Here is a 20,800-nt window from a genome sequence, read left to right as displayed (position 1 = left end):
TACGAAGCGGCGTGGGCCGTAGAAAGCGCGAAGTATCGCATGAATTAAAGGCGCGCTGCAGGGGAGATCATCCTCACCAGCGATAGCACCCCAATATAGCCCTCGGCACCACTCCTCCGGCTTGGTGGACATCAGCTCGTCATAAAAGCTGCATATGCTGCTTGTCAACGTCACTTAAGCTCACGGCGTGTCATGTCGCCGAGGGTGGGTCATGCTGCAGCGGGGGGAGGCCATGCCGGAACAACAGAGTGCCATGGAGGAGAAACGAAGCCAGGAGACGATACCGGCAGCGCTCCCCGAGCCTTTGACGCCCGCCGCCGAGACGCCTGACGAACCACTGCTGCGGGTCAATCACACCCGTACCGGGGTCCGGGCCAAGCCGACCTCTGCCACATCCGAGCTCGATCTGAAGACTCCCAGCCTCTACTTCAATCGCGAGCTGTCGACCCTGCAGTTTCATATCCGCGTGCTCGAGCAGGCGCTGGACATGTCCCACCCGCTGGTCAATCGATTGATGTTCCTGCTCATCTTCTCTGCCAACCTGGATGAGTTCTTCGAGATTCGCGTGGCGGGTATCCAGCGGCATATTGCCCTGCATCCCGACGAGGTGGGGAGCGACGGCTTGCGACCTACGGAGCTGCTCGACGAGATTTCTCGCGTAGTGCATGAGCAGGTGGAGCGTCAGTACCGCATTCTCAACGAGACGCTGATTCCTGAGCTGGCCCGGCAGAATATCTTCTTCCTGCGCCGTGAGAGCTGGACCGCACCCCAGCGGGAGTGGGTCAGGGAATATTTCGACGAAGAGATCATGCCGGTGATCAGCCCGATCGGGCTCGATCCCTCCCACCCTTTTCCTCGCCTGGTCAACAAGAGCCTGAACTTCATCGTCGAGCTGGAGGGGCAGGATGCATTCGGCCGCGAGGGCGGACTGGCGATCCTGCCCGTACCACGACCGCTGCCGCGCCTGATTCGCTTGCCCGCGCACCTGAGCCGTCCGGGCTGCGACGAGTTTGTCTTTCTTTCCTCCATTGTCCATGCCCATGCCGAGGAGCTGTTTCCCGGCATGAAGATCATCGGCTGTTATCAGTTTCGTCTGACCCGCAACGCCGACTTCTCGGTGGATACGGAGGAGATCTCCGATCTCGCCTCGGCCCTCAAGGGGGAACTTCTGGCGCGACGCTACGGCGATGGTGTGCGCCTGGAGGTGGTCAACGACTGCCCGGCCCATCTCACCGACTTTCTGCTCAACCAGTTCAACCTCGCGCCCCGTGACCTCTACCTAGTGGATGGCCCGGTCAACTTGAGCCGGTTGATGACGCTGCTGGGAGATTTCGAGCGCCACGATCTGCTCTACAAGCCCTTCATTCCCGGGCTGCCCAAGGTGCTCAACAATCGCAATGAAAGCCTGTTCAGCCTGATCGCTCAGGGCGATATCCTGCTCCACCATCCCTTTCAGTCGTTCACGCCTATCGAGAGCCTGCTGGCCGAGGCGGCCAACGATCCCGGCGTGCTGGCCATCAAGCAGACGCTGTATCGTACTGGTGCCGACTCGGCCATCGTCAGTGCGCTGGTCGAGGCCGCTCGCAATGGCAAGGAGGTCACGGTGGTGATCGAGCTGCGCGCGCGCTTCGACGAGGCGGACAACCTATTGCTCGCGGCCAGGCTCCAGGAGGCGGGGGCCATCGTGATCTATGGCGTGATGGCCTACAAGACCCACGCCAAGATGCTGCATATCGTGCGCCGCGAGAAGGGGGGGCTGCGCTATTATGCCCACCTGGGCACCGGCAACTATCACTCGCGCACGGCCAAGCTCTACACTGATTATAGTCTGCTGACCGCTAACGAGCGGCTGTGCGAGGACGTGCATCTGGTCTTCCAGCAGCTGTCGGGGATGGGCAAGCCGAGGGTGATCGAGACCCTGCTCCATGCGCCATTCGTGCTCCATGACCGGCTGGTGAAGATGATAGAGCGCGAGGCCAGGCACGCCGAGAAAGGCAAGAAGGCCCATCTGATCATCAAGTGCAATTCGCTGACTGAGCCTCAGCTCATCCGTGCGCTCTATCGTGCCTCGCAGGCGGGGGTGCGCTGTGACCTGATCATTCGCGGCATGTGCTGCCTGCGGCCCGGTGTGGCGGGCGTCTCGGAGAACATCCAGGTGCGCTCGATCGTGGGGCGCTTCCTGGAGCATACCCGAGTCTTCACCTTCCACAACGATGGCAAGCCGGAAGTGTGGGCCTCGAGCGCCGACTTCATGGAGCGCAACATGTTCCAGCGCGTGGAAACCTGCTTCCCCATCCTCGACAAGAAGCTGGCCCAGCAGGTACGCAAGGACCTGGAGACCTACCTGGTCGACAACTGCCAGGCCTGGGTGCTGACCACCGACGGTCGCTACGTGAAGCAGGTGCCCGCAGAGGACGTCCCGGCCATCAGTGCCCAGGAAACGCTACTCTATGCCTATGCGGCCAAGGCCTGAGCGCCCATTACCTTAGCCGGTGGACACCGTGCCCAGCACCACTTTTCCTGCCTGCTCCGGCAGGCTTCTGAAGGAAGGATGACCGCAGCGACCTATGATCACATCGACTCATGACGAGCCGCGACGCCTGGCGGCGATCGATCTGGGCTCCAACAGTTTCCATCTGCTAGTCGCCAACTATCAGCACGAACGTTTCCAGGTGACAACCAAGTTCGGTGAGAAGGTACAGCTGGCCGCCGGGCTCGACGGCGACCTCAGGCTGAGCGACGCGGCCATGCAGCGCGCCATGGAGTGCCTGGCCCGGTTCGCGCCGTTCGTTGCCGACATTGACCCCAGGCACCTGCGTATCGTCGGTACCCATGCTCTGCGCATGGCCAGCAACGGCCAGGCGCTGCTCGCCCGTGCCGAAGCCCTGCTCGGCCATGAGGTGGAGATCGTTTCCGGCCGCGAGGAGGCTCGCCTGATCTATCTGGGCGTGGCTCATTCGCTGGCCGACGTGCATGGCCGCCGCTTTATTCTCGACATCGGCGGTGGCTCGACAGAGTTCATCATCGGTGAGCGGTTCGAACCCCAGGCCCTGGAGAGTTTGGAGATGGGCTGCGTCTCCTATACCCGGCGTTTCTTTGCCGAGGGCAAAATCGACGAGCGTCGCTTCCGCCAGGCCGAAACCGCAGCGCTGTACGAAATGGAGAGCATCCGCCAGCCATTCCTGCAGTTGGGCTGGTCGGATCCGGTGGGCACCAGCGGTACCATCCGCAACGTGGCGGCCATCCTCTCCGCCGAAGAGATGAGTGATGGCATCATTCGTCGCGATGCGCTGTTTCGGTTGCGCCAGCAGTTGATAGACTATGGCCATCTCGACCAACTCGCCGTGGTTGGGCTCAAGCCTGATCGCGCCCGGGTGTTTCCGGCTGGCGTGGCGGTGCTGTGCGCGGTTTTCGAAGCCTTCGAGCTGCCGTTTCTGCGCTATTCGGACGGCGCGTTGCGTGAGGGTATACTCTACGATCTGATCGGCCGTAACACCCCGGAGGATTCGCGGCTGAAAACGCTCGATGGTCTGGATCTGCGCTATGTCACCGACAGGCGCCAGGCTGGCAATGTGGTTGCAAGTGCCATGGCGGCCTTCGACCAGGTGGCCGAGGCCTGGCAGCTCGGCGACGAACAGCGCCAATTGCTGGCTTGGGCAGCCAGGTTGCACGAGATAGGATTGGCCGTTTCGCATAGCCAGTTCCATCGGCATGGCGCCTACCTGCTCGAGCATTCCGACCTGCCGGGCTTTTCGCGCACGGAGCAGCGCGGCCTAGCTTTCCTGGTGCGGGCGCACCGGCGCAAGTTCCCGATCAAGGAGCTCAAGGAGCTCCCGGCGACGGTACGCCAGCGCTATGCGCGGCTGGCGCGACTGCTGCGTCTGGCGGCGATACTCAACCACTCCCGACCTGAAGCGCCGCCCGATGGCGTTACTCTGGGCGTCGAGGGCGACGTTCTCCGCGTGAGATTGACCGGCGACTTGCCCGGTGACGCCCTGCTGTTCGGTGCCTTTGAGCAGGAGAGAAACTATCAGCTCGCCGCCGGCTATCAGCTAGATGTGATCAAGAAAGCACGCTGACGTCCAGCGGGTCGCGTCAGCGTCGGTGGTTTTCCTAGGGGCAGGCCTATTCGATGTTCTGGATCTGCTCCCTCATCTGCTCGATCAGCACCTTGAGCTCCACCGCGCAGCGGGTGGTGCTGGCCACCGCCGACTTGGAGGAGAGGGTGTTGGCCTCGCGGTTGAGCTCCTGCATCAGGAAGTCGAGGCGGCGCCCCTTGGGGCCCTTCTGGCCGAGCTGACGCTCCACTTCGCCGACATGGGCCACGAGCCGGTCGAGCTCCTCGTCGACGTCGGCCTTCTGCGCGAGCAGCACCAGCTCGGCCTCCAGGCGCTGGGGATCGAGTTCCGCCTTGACCGCTTCCAGGCGCTCCAGCAGCTGGGCACGCTGACGCTCGAGGATGGTCGGCATCAGGCGGCGGACTTCGGCGACCTGCTCTCCAACCCCGGTCAAGCGCTCACGGATCAGCCCCGCCAGCTTCTCGCCTTCACGAGCGCGAGCCTCGATCAACTCGTTCAGGGCGGCTTCGAACAGGGCCGTGGCCTCGGCCTTCACCACGTCGAGATCGACACCCTGGGACTCGAGCACGCCGGGGTGGTCCAGCAGTGACAAGGCGTCGGGCATGGCGACCTGGGGCAGCGCCTCGCGGACTTCTCCCAGCGCTGCGGCGAGGGCGGTCAGTCGGCTGTGGTTGACGGCCAGGGTCTCGCTGACGTCGGTGGGCTCGAAGCGCAGGTGGCACTCCACCTTCCCCCGTGCCAGGCGCGTGCGCAGCGCCTCGCGGAAGGCGGGCTCCAGATCGCGCAGGGCCTCGGGCAGCCGGAAGAAGGGTTCCAGGTAGCGCTGATTCACCGAGCGCAGCTCCAGCTGCAGGCTGCCCCAGTCGTCCTCACGGCTCTGGCGGGCAAAGGCGGTCATGCTGTGAACCTTGCTTTGGTCAACCATGGGAACTCCTTGTTGGGTCGTCGGCACTTCAGGCAGCGCGGACAGGATGTGAGACAAGGAGTTTAACCGATTACCCGCCCCGACCGTGTAGAATGGCCAGCCATTCGACGCCGATGCCCGGGCTGCCAGCCCGCCCCGGCGTCACCCAGTTCGTATCGATTCGAGAGGTAACATGGCTTCCGACCTGAAACGCTCGAGCGGGCGCCGCCCCGACCAGCCCCGCGAAATTCGCCTGACCCGTGACTACACCCGGCACGCCGAGGGCTCGGTGCTGGTGGAGTTCGGCGACACCAAGGTGCTGTGCAACGCCAGCGTCGAAGCCGGCGTGCCGCGCTGGCTGCGCGGCAAGGGGCAGGGTTGGGTCACCGCCGAATACGGCATGCTGCCACGCGCTACCCACACCCGCGGCGGCCGTGAGGCGACCCGGGGCAAGCAGGGCGGGCGCACGCTGGAGATCCAGCGCCTGATCGGCCGCTCGCTGCGGGCGTCGGTCAACCTCAAGAAACTGGGCGAGTTCACCATCACCGTGGACTGCGATGTAATCCAGGCCGATGGCGGCACCCGCACCGCCTCGATCACCGGCGGCTGCGTGGCGCTGGTGGATGCCATTCGCTATCTGCAGCGCAAGAAGCTGATCAAGGCGGATCCATTCGTGCAGCTGGTCAGCTCGGTCTCGGTCGGGCTGTTCAAGGGCGTGCCGGTGGTAGACCTCGACTACCCCGAGGACAGCGGCGCCGATACCGACATGAACGTGGTGATGGCCGAATCGGGCGGGCTGATCGAGGTGCAGGGCACCGCTGAGGCGGGGGTAATCTCCCGCGAGCAGCTCAACGCCATGCTGGAGCTGGCCGAAAGCGCCGGCGCCCAGCTCTTCGATCACCAGCGCGAGGCCCTGGGTATTCGCCGCTGAACCAAAACGCAGTGCGCCGGCATCAATGCCGGCGCACTGCAGCCCGAGTCGGGCGCGACGAAGGGGCGTGCTTACAGCGTCAGGTCGTACTCGACGAACAGCGGGGCGTACTCGCTGAAGGTGGCGTCGTAGTCGATCCAGGCGTCGACCACGTGGCGACGCAGGTTGGGTCCGACGATCTGATAGTCGATCCGCCAGCCCTCCTGGCGTGAGCGCGGTACATCCTGATCGAGTTTGGGCCAGTAGGTGTACTCACCAGCGTCGCGGTTGATCTCGCGGAAGGTGTCGATGAAGCCGGTGGGGCCGAATACCTGGTCCATCCAGGCCCGCTCTTCGGGCTTGAAGCCCGGCGTGGTCTGGTTGTCGGCCCAGTTCTCCAGGTCGATGGTCTTGTGGGCAATGTGCCAGGTGCCGCAGATGATGTACTCGCGACGCTTGCGTGCCATCTTGTTCAGGTATTCCTGATACTGGGCCATGAAGGCCTGCTTGGCGGCGTAGTCGCTGCCGTCGGGCATCAGGAAGCTGGCGATGCTGAAGCGATCGTAGTCGGCCTGCAGGAAGCGAGCCTCATGGTCGCACTGGGGGAAGCCGAGGCCGTACATGATCGCCTTGGGGATCTTGCGGCAATAGATTCCCACGCCGGAGAAGCCGTCCTCTTCGGCGTCGAGGAAGTAGCCTTCGTAGCCCTCAGGGTACAGAATGCTGTCGTCGAGTTCGAAGCTCTTGGCCTTGAGGTTCTGAACGCAGATGACATCGGCGTCCTGCTCGGCCAGCCAGTCGAGGAAACCTCGCCCGACGGCTTCGCGGATGCCGTTGACATTGATGGTGGCAATTTTCATACATGGTCCCTTTGTCGTCGCGCGTGTATGATACCCGACGTTTCGACGTTTGGGTAAATGGCCCGCATGGATATTCGTGTTAGTTACACGCTATTCGATCTCCATGAAGCCTATGAATAGCAGGGGGAGCGCCGTGTCGGCCAGCATGCAAGCCTACCAGCGAGAGTTCATCGAGTTCGCTATCCAACAGGGCGTGCTGAAATTCGGCAAGTTCACCTTGAAGTCGGGCCGTGTCAGCCCCTATTTCTTCAATGCCGGCCTGTTTCGTACCGGCGCTGCCCTGGCCCGCCTCGGCCGCTTCTATGCCGATGCCATCGAAGCCAGTGGATTGCCGTTCGACGTGCTGTTTGGCCCCGCCTACAAGGGCATTCCGCTCGCGGCCACCACCGCCGTGGCACTTGCCGACCAGCATGGCCGCGATCTGCCCTTTGCCTTCAACCGCAAGGAGGCGAAGGATCACGGCGAGGGCGGACACATCGTCGGCGCCGAGCTTGCCGGGCGTATCCTGATCATCGACGACGTGATTACCGCGGGTACTGCCATCCGCGAGGTAATGACCCTGATCGAGGGTGCCGGGGCCGAGGCAGCGGGCGTGGTCATTGCACTGGATCGCCAGGAGCGAGGCCAGGCAGGGGACGATATCAAGCGCCAAAGCGCGATTCAGGAGGTCGAGTCGCGCTATGGCATGCCGGTGATCAGCATCGTCACGCTGGACATGGTGCTGGACTATCTCGAGCAGCAATCGAACCAGGAATTGCAGGGGCATGCGGCAGCCATACGCGATTATCGCGCCCGCTATGGCATCGCTGCCGAGTGAATTGTGAAGCGCGCTTCAAGCGCATCTGTTGAGGAGTCGTCGATGAATACCCTTGGACACTTCGCCAAGGCCGCGCTGGCCGCCGGCATTCTCTTCGCTGCCACCGGTGCCCATGCGGCGGGTAGCCTGGATCTCAACCTCGGCCCGGACGCCGTGCAATTCGAGGCGGCCGGTGAGATCGCCCATGGCGTGGCCCTGGGCGGCGGCGTCCTGCACAGCGACTATCGCCGGGACGCCACGATCTATCATGCCCAGCTGCTCGGCACCCAGCGCACCCGCGAGCGCGACGTGGGCATCGGTGCCCGCTGGACCCAGTTCGACACCGACTACGGCAACGGCGGCGGCCTGGGCCTGGGTGGCTATGGCTACGTCTACCTGCCCCAGGCGCCGGCCGTCTCCGTGGGCGGCTACGGCTTCTATACCCCCGGCGTGGTGACCAGCGGCGACCTGGACGATGGCTACGAGTTCGGCGTGCGCGCCCGCTACGCCTTCACGCCCAACGTCGACGGCTACGTCGGCCTGCGTCAGGCGGCGGCCGACTTCGACAACCGCCATGGCAACCGCACCCTGGATCGCGGCGCCCAGGTCGGCGTCCGCCTGAGCTTCTGATCGCTCGTTCACCGAGCCAGCGGGCCCCTGCGGGGGCCCGCACGCGTTCCAGCAGGCCACCCCATGCTTGACGTCGTGCTGTTCGAACCCGAGATTCCGCCCAATACCGGCAACCTGATCCGGCTGTGTGCCAACAGCGGCTTTCGTCTGCACCTGATCGAGCCGCTGGGCTTCGTGCTCGACGACAAGCGCCTGCGCCGCGCCGGGCTCGATTACCATGAGTGGGCTGCCGTGCGGGTGCACCGCGACTGGCCGGCCTTCGTCGAGGCAGCCAAGCCAGAGCGCGTGTTTGCCGTCTCGACCCGGGGCCGCACCGGCTACCACGAGCCCAGCTACCGCCCCGGCGACGTGCTGCTGTTCGGCCCCGAGACCCGCGGGCTGCCCCAGCCCATGCTCGACGCCCTGCCGCCGGAGCAGCGCCTGCGCATCCCCATGCTGCCCGATAGCCGCAGCCTCAACCTTTCCAACGCCTGCGCCATCCTGGTGTTCGAGGCCTGGCGTCAGCTGGGCTTTGCCGGTGCGGCAGAGCTCGACAGGCCAGCCGAGGCACGTCCATGAGCATTCAGCAGCGCCTGGCCAAGCTCAACCCCCGTCAGCAGGAGGCGGTGCGCTACATCGACGGCCCCTGCCTGGTGCTAGCCGGTGCCGGCTCCGGCAAGACCAGCGTGATCACCACCAAGATCGCCTACCTGGTGCAGGTCTGCGGCATGAGCGCCCGGCGCATCGCCGCGGTGACCTTTACCAACAAGGCGGCCCGCGAGATGAAGGAGCGGGTGGGGCAGATGCTCAAGGGCAAGGAGGGCCACGGGCTCACCGTCTCGACTTTCCACACCCTGGGGCTGAACATCATCCGCGGCGAGCTCAAGGCGCTGGGCTACAAGCCGGGCTTCTCGCTGTTCGACCCCGAGGACGCCAAGGCGCTGCTGCGCGACCTGATGAACAAGGACGCCCAGGTCGACGCCGAGCAGATCAATGCCGTGCAGCACCAGATTTCGGAATGGAAGAATGACCTGGTGCTGCCGGGCCAGGCGCTGTCCCACGCCGGCAGCGACGACGAGCACTACGCCGCGCGCGTCTACGAGGCCTACGTGCGCCACCTCAAGGCCTACAACGCAGTAGACTTCGACGACCTGATTCTGCTGCCGGTGGTGCTGCTCAAGGACAACCCTGAGGTGCTGGCGCGCTGGCGGCGCAAGATCCACTACATGCTGGTGGACGAGTACCAGGACACCAACGTCTCCCAGTACCTGCTGGTCAAGCTGCTGATGGAGGAGCGCAGGACCTTCACCGTGGTGGGCGACGATGACCAGTCGATCTACGCCTGGCGCGGCGCTCGTCCCGAGAACCTGGTGACCCTGGGTGAGGATTTCCCGCGCCTCAACGTGATCAAGCTGGAGCAGAACTACCGCTCCACCGGCACCATCCTGCGGGCGGCCAATACGCTGATTGCCAACAACCCCCACGTCTACGAGAAGACCCTATGGTCGGAGATGGGTCAGGGGGCGCCGATCCGCGTGGTGGTCAACCGCCACGAGGAGGCCGAGGCCGAGCGGGTGGCCAGTGAGATCCTCACCCGGCGCATCAAGGAGCGGACTGAATGGCGCGACTTCGCGGTGCTCTACCGCGGCAACTTCCAGGCCCGGCTGCTCGAGCTCAAGCTTCAGCACTACCAGATTCCCTACAAGCTTTCCGGCGGTACCTCGTTCTTCTCGCGTAATGAGATCAAGGACGCCATGGCCTACCTGCGCCTGCTGATCAACCCGGCCGACGATAACGCCTTCCTGCGCATCGTCAACGTGCCGCGCCGTGAGATCGGCCCCGGCACCCTGGAGAAATTGGCCAACTACGCCACCCAGCGCGGCGTCTCGCTGTTCGACGCCTGCCACGAACTGGGGCTAGCCGAGCAGCTGCCGGCGCGGGCGGTGGAGCGGCTGTCGCGTTTCACCCACTTCATTGACGGCGTGCGCCGGCGCATGGACCAGGGCGATTCCCTGGCGGCGATCCGCGGCATGTTGCACGAGATGGACTACGAAGCGTGGCTCTACCAGAACGCCAGCGCGCCGACCATCGCCGAGCGGCGCATGGCCAACGTCTGGACCCTGATCGACCAGCTCGAGAAGTCGATGAGACGCGACCCGGAGGAGGTCGAAGCCGAAGAGAGCGCTGAGGCCGACGACGTGGAAGCGGCCATCTCGCGGCTGGTGCTGCGCGATATTCTCGAGCAGCAGGCCGAGGAGGACGACACCGACCGGGTGCAGCTGCTGACCATGCATGCCTCCAAGGGGCTGGAGTTTCCCCACGTCTACCTGATGGGACTGGAAGAGGAGCTCTTGCCTCACCGCAACGCCATCGAGGCAGGCACCGTGGAGGAGGAGCGGCGCCTGGCCTATGTCGGCATCACCCGGGCGCGCCAGACCCTGACCCTGACCCTGGCGCGCCAGCGCAAGGCCTTCGGCGAGCTGATGGACTGTGTGCCGAGCCGCTTCCTCGACGAGCTGCCGCCGGATGATCTCGAGTGGGAAGGGCGTGCGGACAAGGAGGATCCCGAAAGGAAACAGGCGCGTGGCCAGGACGCCATTGCCGGGCTGCGTTCATTGTTGGGCTGAGGGCTCTCTGCTGGGCTGAAGGCTCTCTATTTTAGGCTGAAGGCTTTCCTCTGAGCTGAGGGCTCCTGCCACCAACGCAAACGGGGCGCCAATGGCGCCCCGTTTGTATTACCGCGACTCTTGAATCAGCGAGTCGGCTCGACCAGGTAGTCGGTCGCCGCACGCACCTCGTCGTCGGAGAGGTTGGCGTGGCCACCCTTGGGCGGCATGGCGCCAATGCCGGTAATGGAGTTTTCGTAGAGGGTCTCCATGCCCTTCTCCATACGCTCGGCCCAGTGGTCATCGTTGCCACGGATCGGTGCACCGGCAGCGCCGGTCATGTGGCAGGCCATGCACGCCTGGTTGTAGATCGCCTCGCCGTCGATATCGGCCCATGCCGGCTCGTCATCGGTAGCAGCTGCCTCTTCGGTAGCCGCCTCTTCCACGGCTTCGTCCTCGACCGCTTCTTCGGCCGCCACGGCCGCCGCTTCGGCTTCGTCTTCCACCGGACCTTCCTCGGTCACGGCTTCTTCGTCGGCCGCAGCTTCCTCGGCGGGGGCTTCGTCAGCTGCGGGCTCTTCCTCGGCTGCCTCTTCGCCACCAACCTCCGGTACATCCATCACCGGTTCGAGCAGGTAGGCGGTAGAAGCGGCGACTTCCTCGTCGGAGAGGTTAGGGTTGCCACCGCGGGCCGGCATGGCGCCGATGCCGTTGATGGAGTTGGCCAGCAGTTCGTCCCAGCCCTTGTCGATGCGGTCGGCCCACTCATCTACGTTGCCGTGGCGCGGAGCACCGGCGGCGCCGGTGTCGTGGCAAGCCATGCAGACACGCTGATAGATAGCACCGCCATCGATGCCGTTGGCTTCGGTCTCGGCGACGTCATTGCCGTTGGCTGCCGCTGCAGCAGTCCCGCAGTCTTCACCCACCAGGCAGAGCTGGCCGATGGGCTTGATGCGCTCGGCGATGGCATCGCGGTCCACTTCGGCCTGAACGGACGTAGCGCCCGCGGTCAGGCCCATGGTGGCCAGACACCCCAAGATCAGTTTGCTGGATTTCACTCTCACCACCTCTCGACGGTCCTGTAATCGTAATCTTCTGGCGACGCCGGCACGCGACAGTCGTAGCGCCATGATCCTTGCAATGGGCAGTAGTATACCGATATCACCAAGCGCTGGAAAACGCCGTTGCGCACGCCTTTGGCATGAAGGCCGGTCGGCTGGCTGGCAAGCCCATGGCGCCAAGAGTATCGTATTGACGACCCTCCGGTGTGTTTCCCTGGCGACGCGAGGCCCGCGTGTACGACTTCATCATCCTCGGTGGCGGCATTCTCGGCCTTTCCACCGCCATGCAGCTCATCGAGCGCTATCCCGACAAGAAAATGCTTCTGCTGGAAAAGGAAAGCGGCCCCGCACGGCATCAGAGCGGCCACAACAGCGGAGTGATCCATGCAGGGGTCTATTATGCACCGGGCAGTCTCAAGTCGCGCTTCTGCCTCGAGGGTAATCGAGCCACCCGAGAGTTCTGCGATCGTCACGCCATACCCTACGAAATTTGCGGCAAGCTGCTGGTAGCAACCAGCCAGCAGGAAATGCAGCGTATGCAAGCGCTGTGGGAGCGAACGGGAGCCAATGGGCTCGAACGAGAGTGGCTTTCCAAAGATCAGCTCAAGGAGCGCGAGCCGCACATTTCCGGAATCGGCGCCATCTTCGTGCCTTCGAGCGGTATCGTCAGCTATGCCCGAGTGGCCGAGGCCATGGCCGGCGAGTTCCAGTGCCGTGGTGGCCAGATTCGCTACGAGCATCATGTCACCGGCATCGATGAGCGTACCGGAGAGGTGATCCTCAGCACATCGCAGGGCGAACTCGCCAGTCGCTATCTGGTGACCTGCTCCGGCCTGATGGCCGACCGTATCGTGCGCCTGCTGGGGCGCGACCCCGGCTTCACCATCTGCCCGTTCCGCGGCGAGTATTACCGTCTCCCCGATCGTCACAGCGAAATCGTCAAACATCTGATCTACCCCATTCCCGACCCCTCGATGCCGTTCCTGGGAGTGCACCTGACCCGCATGATCGATGGTTCGGTCACCGTCGGGCCCAATGCCGTGCTGGCTTTCAAGCGCGAGGGGTACCGCAAGGGGGACATTTCACTCATCGACATGGCGAGAATGTTCAGCGACCCCGGCATCCTCAAGGTGCTGGCTCGCAACCTGAGGCCGGGCCTGCATGAGATGAAGAGCTCGCTGTGGCGTCGCGGCTACCTCGAGGAGGTACGCAAGTACTGCCCCAGCCTGACGCTGGACGACCTCGAGCCGTGGCCAGCCGGGGTGCGGGCCCAGGCGGTCTCCCGCGATGGCCGTCTGGTTGATGACTTTCTCTTCGTCAACACTCGGCGTACCGTCAACGTTTGCAATGCACCCTCGCCAGCGGCCACCTCGGCGTTGCCCATAGGCCGGCATATTCTGAAGAAAGTCGGTGAAATGGTGCAGCCAAGCTGATCCCAGCCCTATGCGCTGGTATCGCGATATCTGACGACCCCGGAGCAGCGGGGCAAGGCCATGGCCATGCGAATTCTCCTTGGATGGTGTCGTGATCGGTACGGGCATGTCGCTCTCGCCACAGGCCTACTGGCGCTATGGTCTCTGCTGGGGCCAGGCCTTGCCGCGACTCTGTTGCTGCCGGCCTGGGTGATTGCGGCACAGTTGATCTTTACCGGCAGCTTCGAGGCGGCACGTTTGCGCCGACGTGCCTGGCTGGGGCAGTACCTGCTCGTCGGCTCGCCCTGGCATTGCTGGCTACGTGGCGGTCTACTGATGGTGCTTTGGCATCAAGGTCTCGCCATCGTTCTGGCGCTGCTGTTGCTGGTGAAACTACGGCTTCTCTCGCTGGTCTATTGGCCTGTACTGCTGGTGTCCCTGGCGATGCTGGGGCTGATTCAGCTCGCCCTTCACCGGCAGGTGCAGCGTAATGTCATTGCCGAGTACTCAGCCGCTCTCACACGGCGGCTGCTGGTGTGGCCGGCGGGCGCGCTGCTGGCGATCATGCTGGTGCTCTTCGCACTATGGCTCCCGCAACCCTACCTGGTTGGACTGGGCTGGGAGGAGGCCCTGACTCGTCACATCTCGACGGCATCCGGTGACAGCCTGTTGGGAGGGTTCGAGCGCTTTGGCCAGGCCCTCGAACTGACCCAGTACTGGGCCATGCAGAATGCCCTGGAGCAGAGCGGGATCGGCCAGGGGCTGGCGCTGCTGGGCTGGCTCCTGTTGCTGTTCACTCAGTGCGCTTTCGCCTGGGCTTTCGTCAGGCTGGTGATCGGCGCCGATGCCCTGCGCGATGCGGTCGGACGCTTTCGCAACGCTGGATGGAAGGATTCACCATGACCCGAATAGGGGAGACCCTGCGGCGTTATCCAGCCTTCTCTTGGGGGCTGACCCTGCTGCTTGTGCTGCTGCTGATGGTCGCTCTCGGCTATGGCTATCGACAGCTGCAGGAGCGCAGCGAAGCACCGCTTTTCCGGGTCGTCATCAATGGCGAAGCGCTGGTTCTGGACGGCGAGAGCCATGCTGCCCTGGGAAAGGAGTTCAGCGTGCTCGCCGGCAGGCTCGATCTCTATCTGCGTGACGAGATGCAACCGTGGCTGGATGCGCGTCTCGATACGGCTTTTTCACCGCTCCAGGCCGCCATACCGGACTACCTCGACTGGCACTTTTCACTGCGCGGCAGCTATCTTCGTCTGGCAGTGGCGCTGGGTGGCGATCTCGACGAGTGGCTCGAGGCACAGCTGACCGAAAGGCTGATCGAGCGTAGCGGAATTGCAGCGTCGCTCGAGGCGCTGGAGTCCGACTTTGGCGTGCGCCTTGAGCAGGTACAGCAGCGAGTCGTCACGGAAATCGGTAGCAAGCTGCATTCGCGCTACGCTAATCGCCAAACCACGGTGGCAAGCGGGACTGAGCTGCCCACCATCGACCTCGATCTGTTACTCGAGCGTACACTGCAGGGGCACTGGGACGAAGCGCGCTGGGGGTCGTCGGGGGCCGGTGGGGTCGTCGGCTTCGCCGCCGGGCGCGCACTGACGCAGCGGCTGGTGGCCGGCACGGCCATGCAGGGCTCGCGTGCCCTGATGGCCCGTATCGCGCCACGCCTGGGCATGCACGCGGCTCGCTCGGTGGGAACCGGTGCGGCAACCACGGCTGCAACAGCCCCCACTGGCCCTGCAGCGCTGATGGCCGGCACTGTTGCGGCGGGAATGACGCTGGCCGGCTTTGCCGGCACCGAGTATGCCCTCCTCAAGGCCGAGGAGAGCCGCTATCGCAATGACATGCACGCTGAACTGGAGGTCGAGCTGACCCGGGTCAAGGCCGAGGTGCGTCAAACATTCGAGACCGTCGCAACCGACAGGGCACAGGCCCTGGAGAGGGAATTTCAGGCGGGTATGCGGCATGCCGAAGACTCGGGTCAGGTGCCGTCGCAGTACCGCATCCTGGGTGGCCGGTAAGCACCGCCCGGGCTGGACAGCCAGGGCGGTGACGGTTACGATGTTGGCCGCTTCTCAGCAAGCAAAGCGCCCGTAGCTCAGTTGGGCGTAGCCGGATTAGCAGAAGCGCAGCTTCTGCCCGGCGAAGCGACCGGTGCTATGCAGCGCACCGGGCCGGACCCGTAGGCGAAGCCGAAGGGGAGTGTTGTGCAGCGCAACGCGCTGCCGGTAGGCGGAAGCCAAAGAGGCTAGCGTAAACCACCCAAAGCGCCCGTAGCTCAGTTGGATAGAGTGTTGGCCTCCGAAGCCAAAGGTCGCAGGTTCGAATCCTGCCGGGCGCGCCATGATTTCAAGGGCTTACGACACTGTCGTAGGCCCTTTCTTATTTCTGTGACCATTCTGTGACCATAGTGTGGCCATGATGAGTTGCTGAAGAATTAAATCTGTCATTGCTAAATGACAGGTGGCCAAAATTGGACTCATTTTTGGTCACAGATAGCAGCTAACCATCACCGAGCGCGACCGGGACCGCGGTCAGGCCGGCGATCGTGAAACCAGTCCAGCCAGTCAACTTCGAAAGCGACCGGCCCCGTCTCACCATCAACGACAGGCATGGCTGCGCCACGTAAATAGCGCATGAAGTCATCCTGATACATTTCCGGGATGTCTCGAATCCGCACATAAGGCGGCCCTGTTGATGTATGGTGCACTTTGACGTTTGGCTCACCTTCTTCGCGTGGTGCTTGACGCAGCGTGCGTCGACCATCACCCAACGTCTTTTGCATTTCCCAGAGTTCATGTGCAATAGCGAGCATGGCACGAGACGCATTAGGATCCACAGCTTCCAGCCGTAAGCCGTGCTCTTGCAACAAAGAGGCATGATCATTGAGATCATCAACTAGGATCTGGATGTCATGATCGGAGAAGACAACCATCAGATACTCCTAAGCTATTTGCTATTCAGCGTCATGAGAATTCGCCGCATTCGATTTTTCCCAATGCCTCGCGTATCGCCTGTCGCCCTCTAGATGAACCGAGCAGATCCAAGGGCCGCGAGTCAGATAGCGCCGGCGCCTCGCAGTGCAGCCACTCGCGAGCGATGTCGGCATCCTCGAACACTTTAGCGGCGTAATCCAGCACAGCCTGAGCATCGAGCACCTCAGCGACGGGGTGGCCACGTTCGGTCATTTGCTTGATGGCTTCGACCTTGAATTCTTCCGTGTTTCGTTGACGGCTCATGGGACCTCCTGGGTGCCTTCAGTATAAGACCTGGAGGTGACCACGAAACTCGGGGCGATTCAGCGCCGTGGAATCCATAGAAACTGCGCCGTGGAATCCATAGAAAAGCAGCCCCTAGACTTCTCGCCCCACAGACGGCGCATCCTGCCATGATCGCAGCTCTTCCAGCTCGGGCGCGTCAGGATCGCACTCTGCCAGCAACTGCTCGAGCTTAGGATGGTTTGCAGCCTTGGCTAGGCCTTCACGCTCCAGGGTCCGCTCCCGGATCAGGCTATGCTCGAACTCCGCCAGTGCCCCGAAGATGTGGAACACCAGCTTGCCGCCGGCGCTTGTGGTATCGATCGCCTCGGTGAGGGACCGGAAGCCCACACCGCGCTCGTTCAGCTCATGGATCAGCTCTACCAGGTCCTTGAGCGAGCGAGCCAACCGATCGAGCTTCCACACCACCAGGGTGTCGCCGTCACGCAGGGCTCGCAGGCAGGCCTGCAGTTCGGGGCGTTCTCGCTTGGTGCCAGTGACACGCTCCTCGAAAACCTGCTCGCAGCCAGCCTCCTCGAGGGCATCACGCTGCAATTGGGGATTCTGGTCCTGGGTACTGACGCGGGCGTAGCCGATGATCATGCGCTACCTCCCGACGTGTCCGAGTCATCCTCAAGGTTCAGCGCCTCCCAGTCCTCGATGCCCACCGGCTCGAACGGTGCGATGTACTCGCTCACCGAAGCCCTTAAGCGCTCCAGAGGGCCGCTATCGGCAGCCCTGGGCGCCTGTTCTTCACTTGCTCCTGTCATCGTGCCCCCTTGTCACCCACCACTCTCAGCCACGCCCTCAACGGATGTCAGGTCAGGTATGAACTCCATGCTCGATCCTGCCTATCAGGTCCAGCACCTGCTGAGGGTCTGCGCGCATCACGTCGACGGGGCGCTTCCCTCCAAGCCCCACAACAGCGATCCGCCGCTGCGCGATCCCCCTCAAACAACCCGATAGCCGCCCGCCAGACAGCGACCGCATGGTGCTCCTCTGGATCAACGGTTTCAGGCATTGGCAGCCTCTCATGCGGCGTATCGCTTCGCCTGGTCATTACCGCCTCCATTGATCAATGAAAAACGCTGGTTTTCTTGACATCATGATCTCAAGTCAGTGGCCATGCCAGAGGGGCTGTGACAAATTTCCCCGAGTAGGCCCGGCCGGAAAGTCTGCTGTTCCGAGTCGCCGAGGGCCGTCAGGTGTCATACTGAGTACAGCAACCTCTAATCGTCGGTAGAGGTCAATTACCGGAGGCGCACCATGGTTGAGACATCAGTGACGACCCAGTCCGTAGTCCGCCTCGCTGAAGAAACCTTTGAGGAAAGGGACAAGGCTATCACTTGGCTGACTCGGCCCAATGAGGCGCTAGGAGGTCATCCGCCAATCATGCTCTGTGGTACAGAGCCTGGAGCCAAGCAAGTCAAACGCATCCTTCGGGCTCTTGAGTGGGGCGGGGTCGTGTGATGGAGATGCTGAACCAAGACAAGGCCACCACGGGACTACGGGTCGCCGTCACGATCTTAGATAAGTGGGATGCCACCGTTGAGCAAGGTACAGCCATCTTGCGTGTCTCACCTGAGACCTATGTGCGTGCCCAGCGGCACGATTCAAAATGGCAGGTGTCTTTGGATGAAGACCAGCTCACCCGCATCAGCTACGTGCTGAACATCCACGCAGCGCTCCGTGTGATCTTCGATAATCCCGAGAACCTGTATGGTTTCATGAGAATGGCCAATTACAACGAAGGCTTCGATGGTCGGTCACCGCTGGAAGTCATCGCTACCGGCGACATTGGTACGCTACGCGAGACGTGGCTGCGCGTGAACATGGAGCGCCCGACGGTCATCGGTGATGAAGGTCGGGTAAGGCTGTAGCCCTTCTCCCGCCTGACCTTGACCCTCGCCAGGCCATCGACGATAGGCGCTTACGCTTTGTTCGGCATCCTCTGGAGGGGCCAAGCCGTGATGGCCACCCCCCGTTGTGAGGTCAGGGCGACGATCGAACTTGACCTGCCGTCCGTCACCTAGGCTTTTCTGAACCTCCCAAAGCTCCTGCGCGACAGCCAGTGCGGTGATAGCCGTTTCGGGGCTGTGTCCATCAGCCGAAGCCTGCCGGTGGCCGTACCCAGGTTAGGTGTGAGCTCCATGAGCTTCTCAATCCAGGAGTATCCCATGACAGAACCCAGCGCTATCGAGGAGGACACAGCGGCAGTACTGGACGCCGCTGAGTGGGTTTGCGGCTCGAGGGACCAAGCCCGCACCTGGTTCCACAACGAGCCAATTGACGTTTTTGACTACCAGACCGCCGAGCAGCTGGTGAGCGCTGGGCGCACCAACGATCTACTGCGCTATCTGCGGTCACTGGAAGCAGGCCCAGCCGGCTAGCGGATGCACGAAAGAAAACCTTGGTTTTCTTTACATAGTGAGCCAAGTAGATGTCCCGGCCAAGGGTGGCAGTACACAGCGCCACCAAGAAGAACCGAATTTATGTGAGAGAGGGGCTAGAATGAAAAATCTATCACTCTGTGAATTTTTGTAAAAAAAAGGTAGCCTGGAAGGAAGCGTCGCTCCAGCAGGCTAGGGAAGGATCACGATGAAGCCAAAGATGGTAAATGAACTGATTTTGATGGATCACCACCATACTATAAAAATCACAAAGCATCAAAAAGGCGCTGCATTAATTGTGGTGCTTTCACTACTAACTATTACATTAGCGCTAGGCTTTTCAGCATTTAATATTTCTCTAACCAGCGAACGTCTGGCAGGAAATTACAGACTTCAGGCGCAGTCTGAAATGAACTCAGAGTCTGCTGCTTCAAAAATGTTGAATTTCATTGTTGATAACAACAGGTTTGAAACTAGCTTCTCTAGCGATGAATTTATCGACTGCCCCAGATGGGTTGATTTCGAACAGATTAGTAAAAACAACTTAACAGACTGCCAGAAATACCAGATCAGTACCCAAGGAAATGTGGGTGTTGCGTGTCATATGAATGTGACTAATGGGTTGTGTGGTTTGGAAAGCGGGAGGTACATACTCTCGATAGGAGCAGTTGTAGACGGGGGGGGCGCGCTCTCCGAAGGGAGCCTAGTCGCCGTTGGACTAACAAATAGCAATGGTTATACACCTCATGAGCCTGTACACGGCTGTGAAGGGGTGAGCCTGACAGGAAGTACAACAATCACTGGTGGAGTGGTGTCTGGTGGGGACATAACAATATCCGGCGGTGGAGTTCCACCAGACAATGCTAGAGCGCATGGTGCGGTTATATATCCTGACTGGTGGATATGGGACAGTGGGAAAATGGAATATGTGGAAAACTATGAAAATAACATTGATTACAACCATGATCTTTCCAGCCCTAACTCTTCATGTGATCCGCTAAGGGTCGATGATATTTATCAAAGAGTAAACAATTTAACTTCTGAAGCGATGTCAAGAGATGTTAGAATTGGATCATGGCCAAGGGTCAATGGAATTATTGACCACAGAGGTGTTTCTGTAGAAAATTTGGCAAATGGTGAGACTGAAATTTTAGCAGATGCAGTGGACGTGAGCCCAGTTTCAGGCATAGAAGGAATGGATGACATTTCGTTTCACATCATTAGAACAGGAGATTTTAATGATCATAATGGCTCTATAAGGGTTACTGGAAATAACGATTACTTGCTTTTTGTTGATGGTGATCTCAGTCTAGGTGAGGGTGGTCATGGGAGTCTTATGATAGAGGAGGGCAGCACATTAACGATTATCGTTTCAGGTAAAACCTATATGCATACTTCTCTTGACATGCTCGATACTCCTCTTACCACGAATGGAAAGCCGACTTTTTCGATTTATTCAACTAGCCGAGACACGGCAGGCCAAAGTACATTTGAAATATCTGATGGCACTCATGTTACCGGGAATTTTTATGCCCCATACTCCAACATCAAAATAACCGGCTCCAGTACAAAAAGAGGAGCAATAAGAGGAAAGACTATCTCCATTTCAGGAGGCGGCCATATCACTAATGAAAGCAATAGCATGGAAGATGAACCGAAAGGCGAAGATAATACAGTTACATCTTGGATTTTGAAACCATAATCAGCAAATGTCTGCAGGATGCAAGACTCATCGCATCCCGCTTGATAGCACCAAGTCTGAAAAACGCGCTTTCATTTTAATCAGTAGATTACGATTATAACTGTCAAGCCAGGTGGAGATAGATCAATGTTTCTTTGGTTGGCGGTCTCAATGACCAAGTGCAACACCTGACCCATCAGGTATCGTGTTGCCATGCCTCATTGCTATCGCCACCTCA

General features: G+C 61.3%; 21 protein-coding genes and 1 tRNA gene. 15 read left to right on the top strand and 7 right to left on the bottom strand.

What is annotated here, in order from left to right:
- Positions 1 to 232: 232 nt before the first annotated feature.
- A complete protein-coding gene (gene ppk1, locus H1D44_RS02645; protein ID WP_238984399.1) occupies positions 233 to 2,473 on the top strand; it encodes a polyphosphate kinase 1 in 2,241 nt (746 codons plus the stop codon).
- A gap of 94 nt (positions 2,474 to 2,567) precedes the next feature.
- Positions 2,568 to 4,079, top strand: a complete 1,512-nt coding sequence (locus H1D44_RS02640; protein ID WP_181513302.1) for a Ppx/GppA phosphatase family protein — start codon at positions 2,568 to 2,570, stop codon at positions 4,077 to 4,079.
- Positions 4,080 to 4,125: 46 nt separating this feature from the next.
- On the opposite strand, the gene H1D44_RS02635 is transcribed toward H1D44_RS02640, so the two are convergent.
- Complete coding sequence (locus tag H1D44_RS02635) at positions 4,126 to 5,004, bottom strand: YicC/YloC family endoribonuclease (protein WP_181513301.1); 879 nt, start codon at positions 5,002 to 5,004, stop codon at positions 4,126 to 4,128.
- Positions 5,005 to 5,176: 172 nt separating this feature from the next.
- Between H1D44_RS02635 and rph the strand changes: the two genes are divergently transcribed.
- On the top strand, positions 5,177 to 5,914 hold the full coding sequence (gene rph, locus H1D44_RS02630) for a ribonuclease PH (protein WP_181513300.1): 738 nt from the start codon (positions 5,177 to 5,179) through the stop codon (positions 5,912 to 5,914).
- Between the two features lie 71 nt (positions 5,915 to 5,985).
- Here the strand turns inward: rph and H1D44_RS02625 are convergent, their stop codons facing one another.
- Positions 5,986 to 6,753 (bottom strand): exodeoxyribonuclease III, encoded by a 768-nt coding sequence (locus H1D44_RS02625; protein ID WP_010625890.1) that lies wholly within the window; start codon positions 6,751 to 6,753, stop codon positions 5,986 to 5,988.
- 145 nt (positions 6,754 to 6,898) lie between these two features.
- On the opposite strand from H1D44_RS02625, the gene pyrE reads away from it, so the two are divergent.
- The 4 genes from pyrE (at position 6,899) to rep (ending at position 10,785) form a co-directional block, all read left to right on the top strand.
- Positions 6,899 to 7,570 (top strand): orotate phosphoribosyltransferase, encoded by a 672-nt coding sequence (pyrE, locus tag H1D44_RS02620; RefSeq protein ID WP_181513520.1) that lies wholly within the window; start codon positions 6,899 to 6,901, stop codon positions 7,568 to 7,570.
- Positions 7,571 to 7,612: 42 nt separating this feature from the next.
- Positions 7,613 to 8,179 carry a YfaZ family outer membrane protein gene (locus H1D44_RS02615; RefSeq protein ID WP_181513299.1) on the top strand — a complete coding sequence of 189 codons (567 nt, stop codon included), beginning with the start codon at positions 7,613 to 7,615 and terminating at the stop codon, positions 8,177 to 8,179.
- A 63-nt stretch (positions 8,180 to 8,242) separates the two neighbouring features.
- Entirely contained in the window at positions 8,243 to 8,737 is a 495-nt protein-coding gene (gene trmL / locus H1D44_RS02610; protein WP_181513298.1) for a tRNA (uridine(34)/cytosine(34)/5-carboxymethylaminomethyluridine(34)-2'-O)-methyltransferase TrmL, read from the top strand.
- A complete protein-coding gene (rep, locus tag H1D44_RS02605) occupies positions 8,734 to 10,785 on the top strand; it encodes a DNA helicase Rep (protein WP_181513297.1) in 2,052 nt (683 codons plus the stop codon). The genes trmL and rep overlap by 4 nt, the downstream gene beginning before the upstream one ends.
- Positions 10,786 to 10,910: 125 nt before the next feature.
- On the opposite strand, the gene H1D44_RS02600 is transcribed toward rep, so the two are convergent.
- The gene (locus H1D44_RS02600) at positions 10,911 to 11,822 is read right to left on the bottom strand and encodes a c-type cytochrome (protein WP_181513296.1); all 912 of its coding nucleotides are present in this window, start codon (positions 11,820 to 11,822) and stop codon (positions 10,911 to 10,913) included.
- 236 nt (positions 11,823 to 12,058) lie between these two features.
- On the opposite strand from H1D44_RS02600, the gene lhgO reads away from it, so the two are divergent.
- The 4 genes from lhgO (at position 12,059) to H1D44_RS02580 (ending at position 15,578) form a co-directional block, all read left to right on the top strand.
- Positions 12,059 to 13,258: an L-2-hydroxyglutarate oxidase gene (lhgO, locus tag H1D44_RS02595; protein ID WP_181513295.1), complete on the top strand. Its 1,200-nt coding sequence runs from the start codon at positions 12,059 to 12,061 to the stop codon at positions 13,256 to 13,258.
- A 66-nt stretch (positions 13,259 to 13,324) separates the two neighbouring features.
- Positions 13,325 to 14,140: a hypothetical protein gene (locus H1D44_RS02590; RefSeq protein ID WP_181513294.1), complete on the top strand. Its 816-nt coding sequence runs from the start codon at positions 13,325 to 13,327 to the stop codon at positions 14,138 to 14,140.
- A complete protein-coding gene (locus tag H1D44_RS02585) occupies positions 14,137 to 15,255 on the top strand; it encodes a hypothetical protein (protein WP_181513293.1) in 1,119 nt (372 codons plus the stop codon). The genes H1D44_RS02590 and H1D44_RS02585 overlap by 4 nt, the downstream gene beginning before the upstream one ends.
- Before the next feature lie 246 nt (positions 15,256 to 15,501).
- Positions 15,502 to 15,578: transfer RNA gene (locus H1D44_RS02580), tRNA-Arg, on the top strand.
- A 165-nt stretch (positions 15,579 to 15,743) separates the two neighbouring features.
- Here H1D44_RS02580 and H1D44_RS02575 read toward each other — a convergent pair.
- From H1D44_RS02575 to H1D44_RS02560, 4 genes are all read right to left on the bottom strand, one after another.
- Positions 15,744 to 16,169: a hypothetical protein gene (locus H1D44_RS02575; RefSeq protein WP_181513292.1), complete on the bottom strand. Its 426-nt coding sequence runs from the start codon at positions 16,167 to 16,169 to the stop codon at positions 15,744 to 15,746.
- Positions 16,170 to 16,200: 31 nt separating this feature from the next.
- Entirely contained in the window at positions 16,201 to 16,353 is a 153-nt protein-coding gene (locus H1D44_RS20930) for an antitoxin Xre/MbcA/ParS toxin-binding domain-containing protein (protein ID WP_238984412.1), read from the bottom strand.
- 234 nt (positions 16,354 to 16,587) lie between these two features.
- Complete coding sequence (locus tag H1D44_RS02565) at positions 16,588 to 17,094, bottom strand: recombinase family protein (RefSeq protein WP_181513290.1); 507 nt, start codon at positions 17,092 to 17,094, stop codon at positions 16,588 to 16,590.
- The gene (locus tag H1D44_RS02560) at positions 17,091 to 17,261 is read right to left on the bottom strand and encodes a hypothetical protein (protein WP_181513540.1); all 171 of its coding nucleotides are present in this window, start codon (positions 17,259 to 17,261) and stop codon (positions 17,091 to 17,093) included. The genes H1D44_RS02565 and H1D44_RS02560 overlap by 4 nt, the downstream gene beginning before the upstream one ends.
- Before the next feature lie 496 nt (positions 17,262 to 17,757).
- Here H1D44_RS02560 and H1D44_RS21290 point away from each other — a divergent pair, with 496 nt between their 5' ends.
- The 4 genes from H1D44_RS21290 (at position 17,758) to H1D44_RS02535 (ending at position 20,583) form a co-directional block, all read left to right on the top strand.
- Positions 17,758 to 17,961 (top strand): antitoxin Xre/MbcA/ParS toxin-binding domain-containing protein, encoded by a 204-nt coding sequence (locus H1D44_RS21290; RefSeq protein ID WP_181513288.1) that lies wholly within the window; start codon positions 17,758 to 17,760, stop codon positions 17,959 to 17,961.
- Positions 17,961 to 18,371 carry an antitoxin Xre/MbcA/ParS toxin-binding domain-containing protein gene (locus tag H1D44_RS02545; protein WP_181513287.1) on the top strand — a complete coding sequence of 137 codons (411 nt, stop codon included), beginning with the start codon at positions 17,961 to 17,963 and terminating at the stop codon, positions 18,369 to 18,371. The genes H1D44_RS21290 and H1D44_RS02545 overlap by 1 nt, the downstream gene beginning before the upstream one ends.
- Before the next feature lie 297 nt (positions 18,372 to 18,668).
- Complete coding sequence (locus H1D44_RS20790; RefSeq protein ID WP_220127941.1) at positions 18,669 to 18,881, top strand: hypothetical protein; 213 nt, start codon at positions 18,669 to 18,671, stop codon at positions 18,879 to 18,881.
- A gap of 208 nt (positions 18,882 to 19,089) precedes the next feature.
- Positions 19,090 to 20,583 carry a pilus assembly PilX family protein gene (locus H1D44_RS02535; RefSeq protein WP_181513286.1) on the top strand — a complete coding sequence of 498 codons (1,494 nt, stop codon included), beginning with the start codon at positions 19,090 to 19,092 and terminating at the stop codon, positions 20,581 to 20,583.
- The last annotated feature ends 217 nt before the right edge of the window (positions 20,584 to 20,800 follow it).

This window comes from Billgrantia kenyensis (assembly GCF_013697085.1).
GTDB lineage: Bacteria > Pseudomonadota > Gammaproteobacteria > Pseudomonadales > Halomonadaceae > Halomonas > Halomonas kenyensis.
This window is presented reverse-complemented; position numbering and strand designations above follow the sequence as displayed.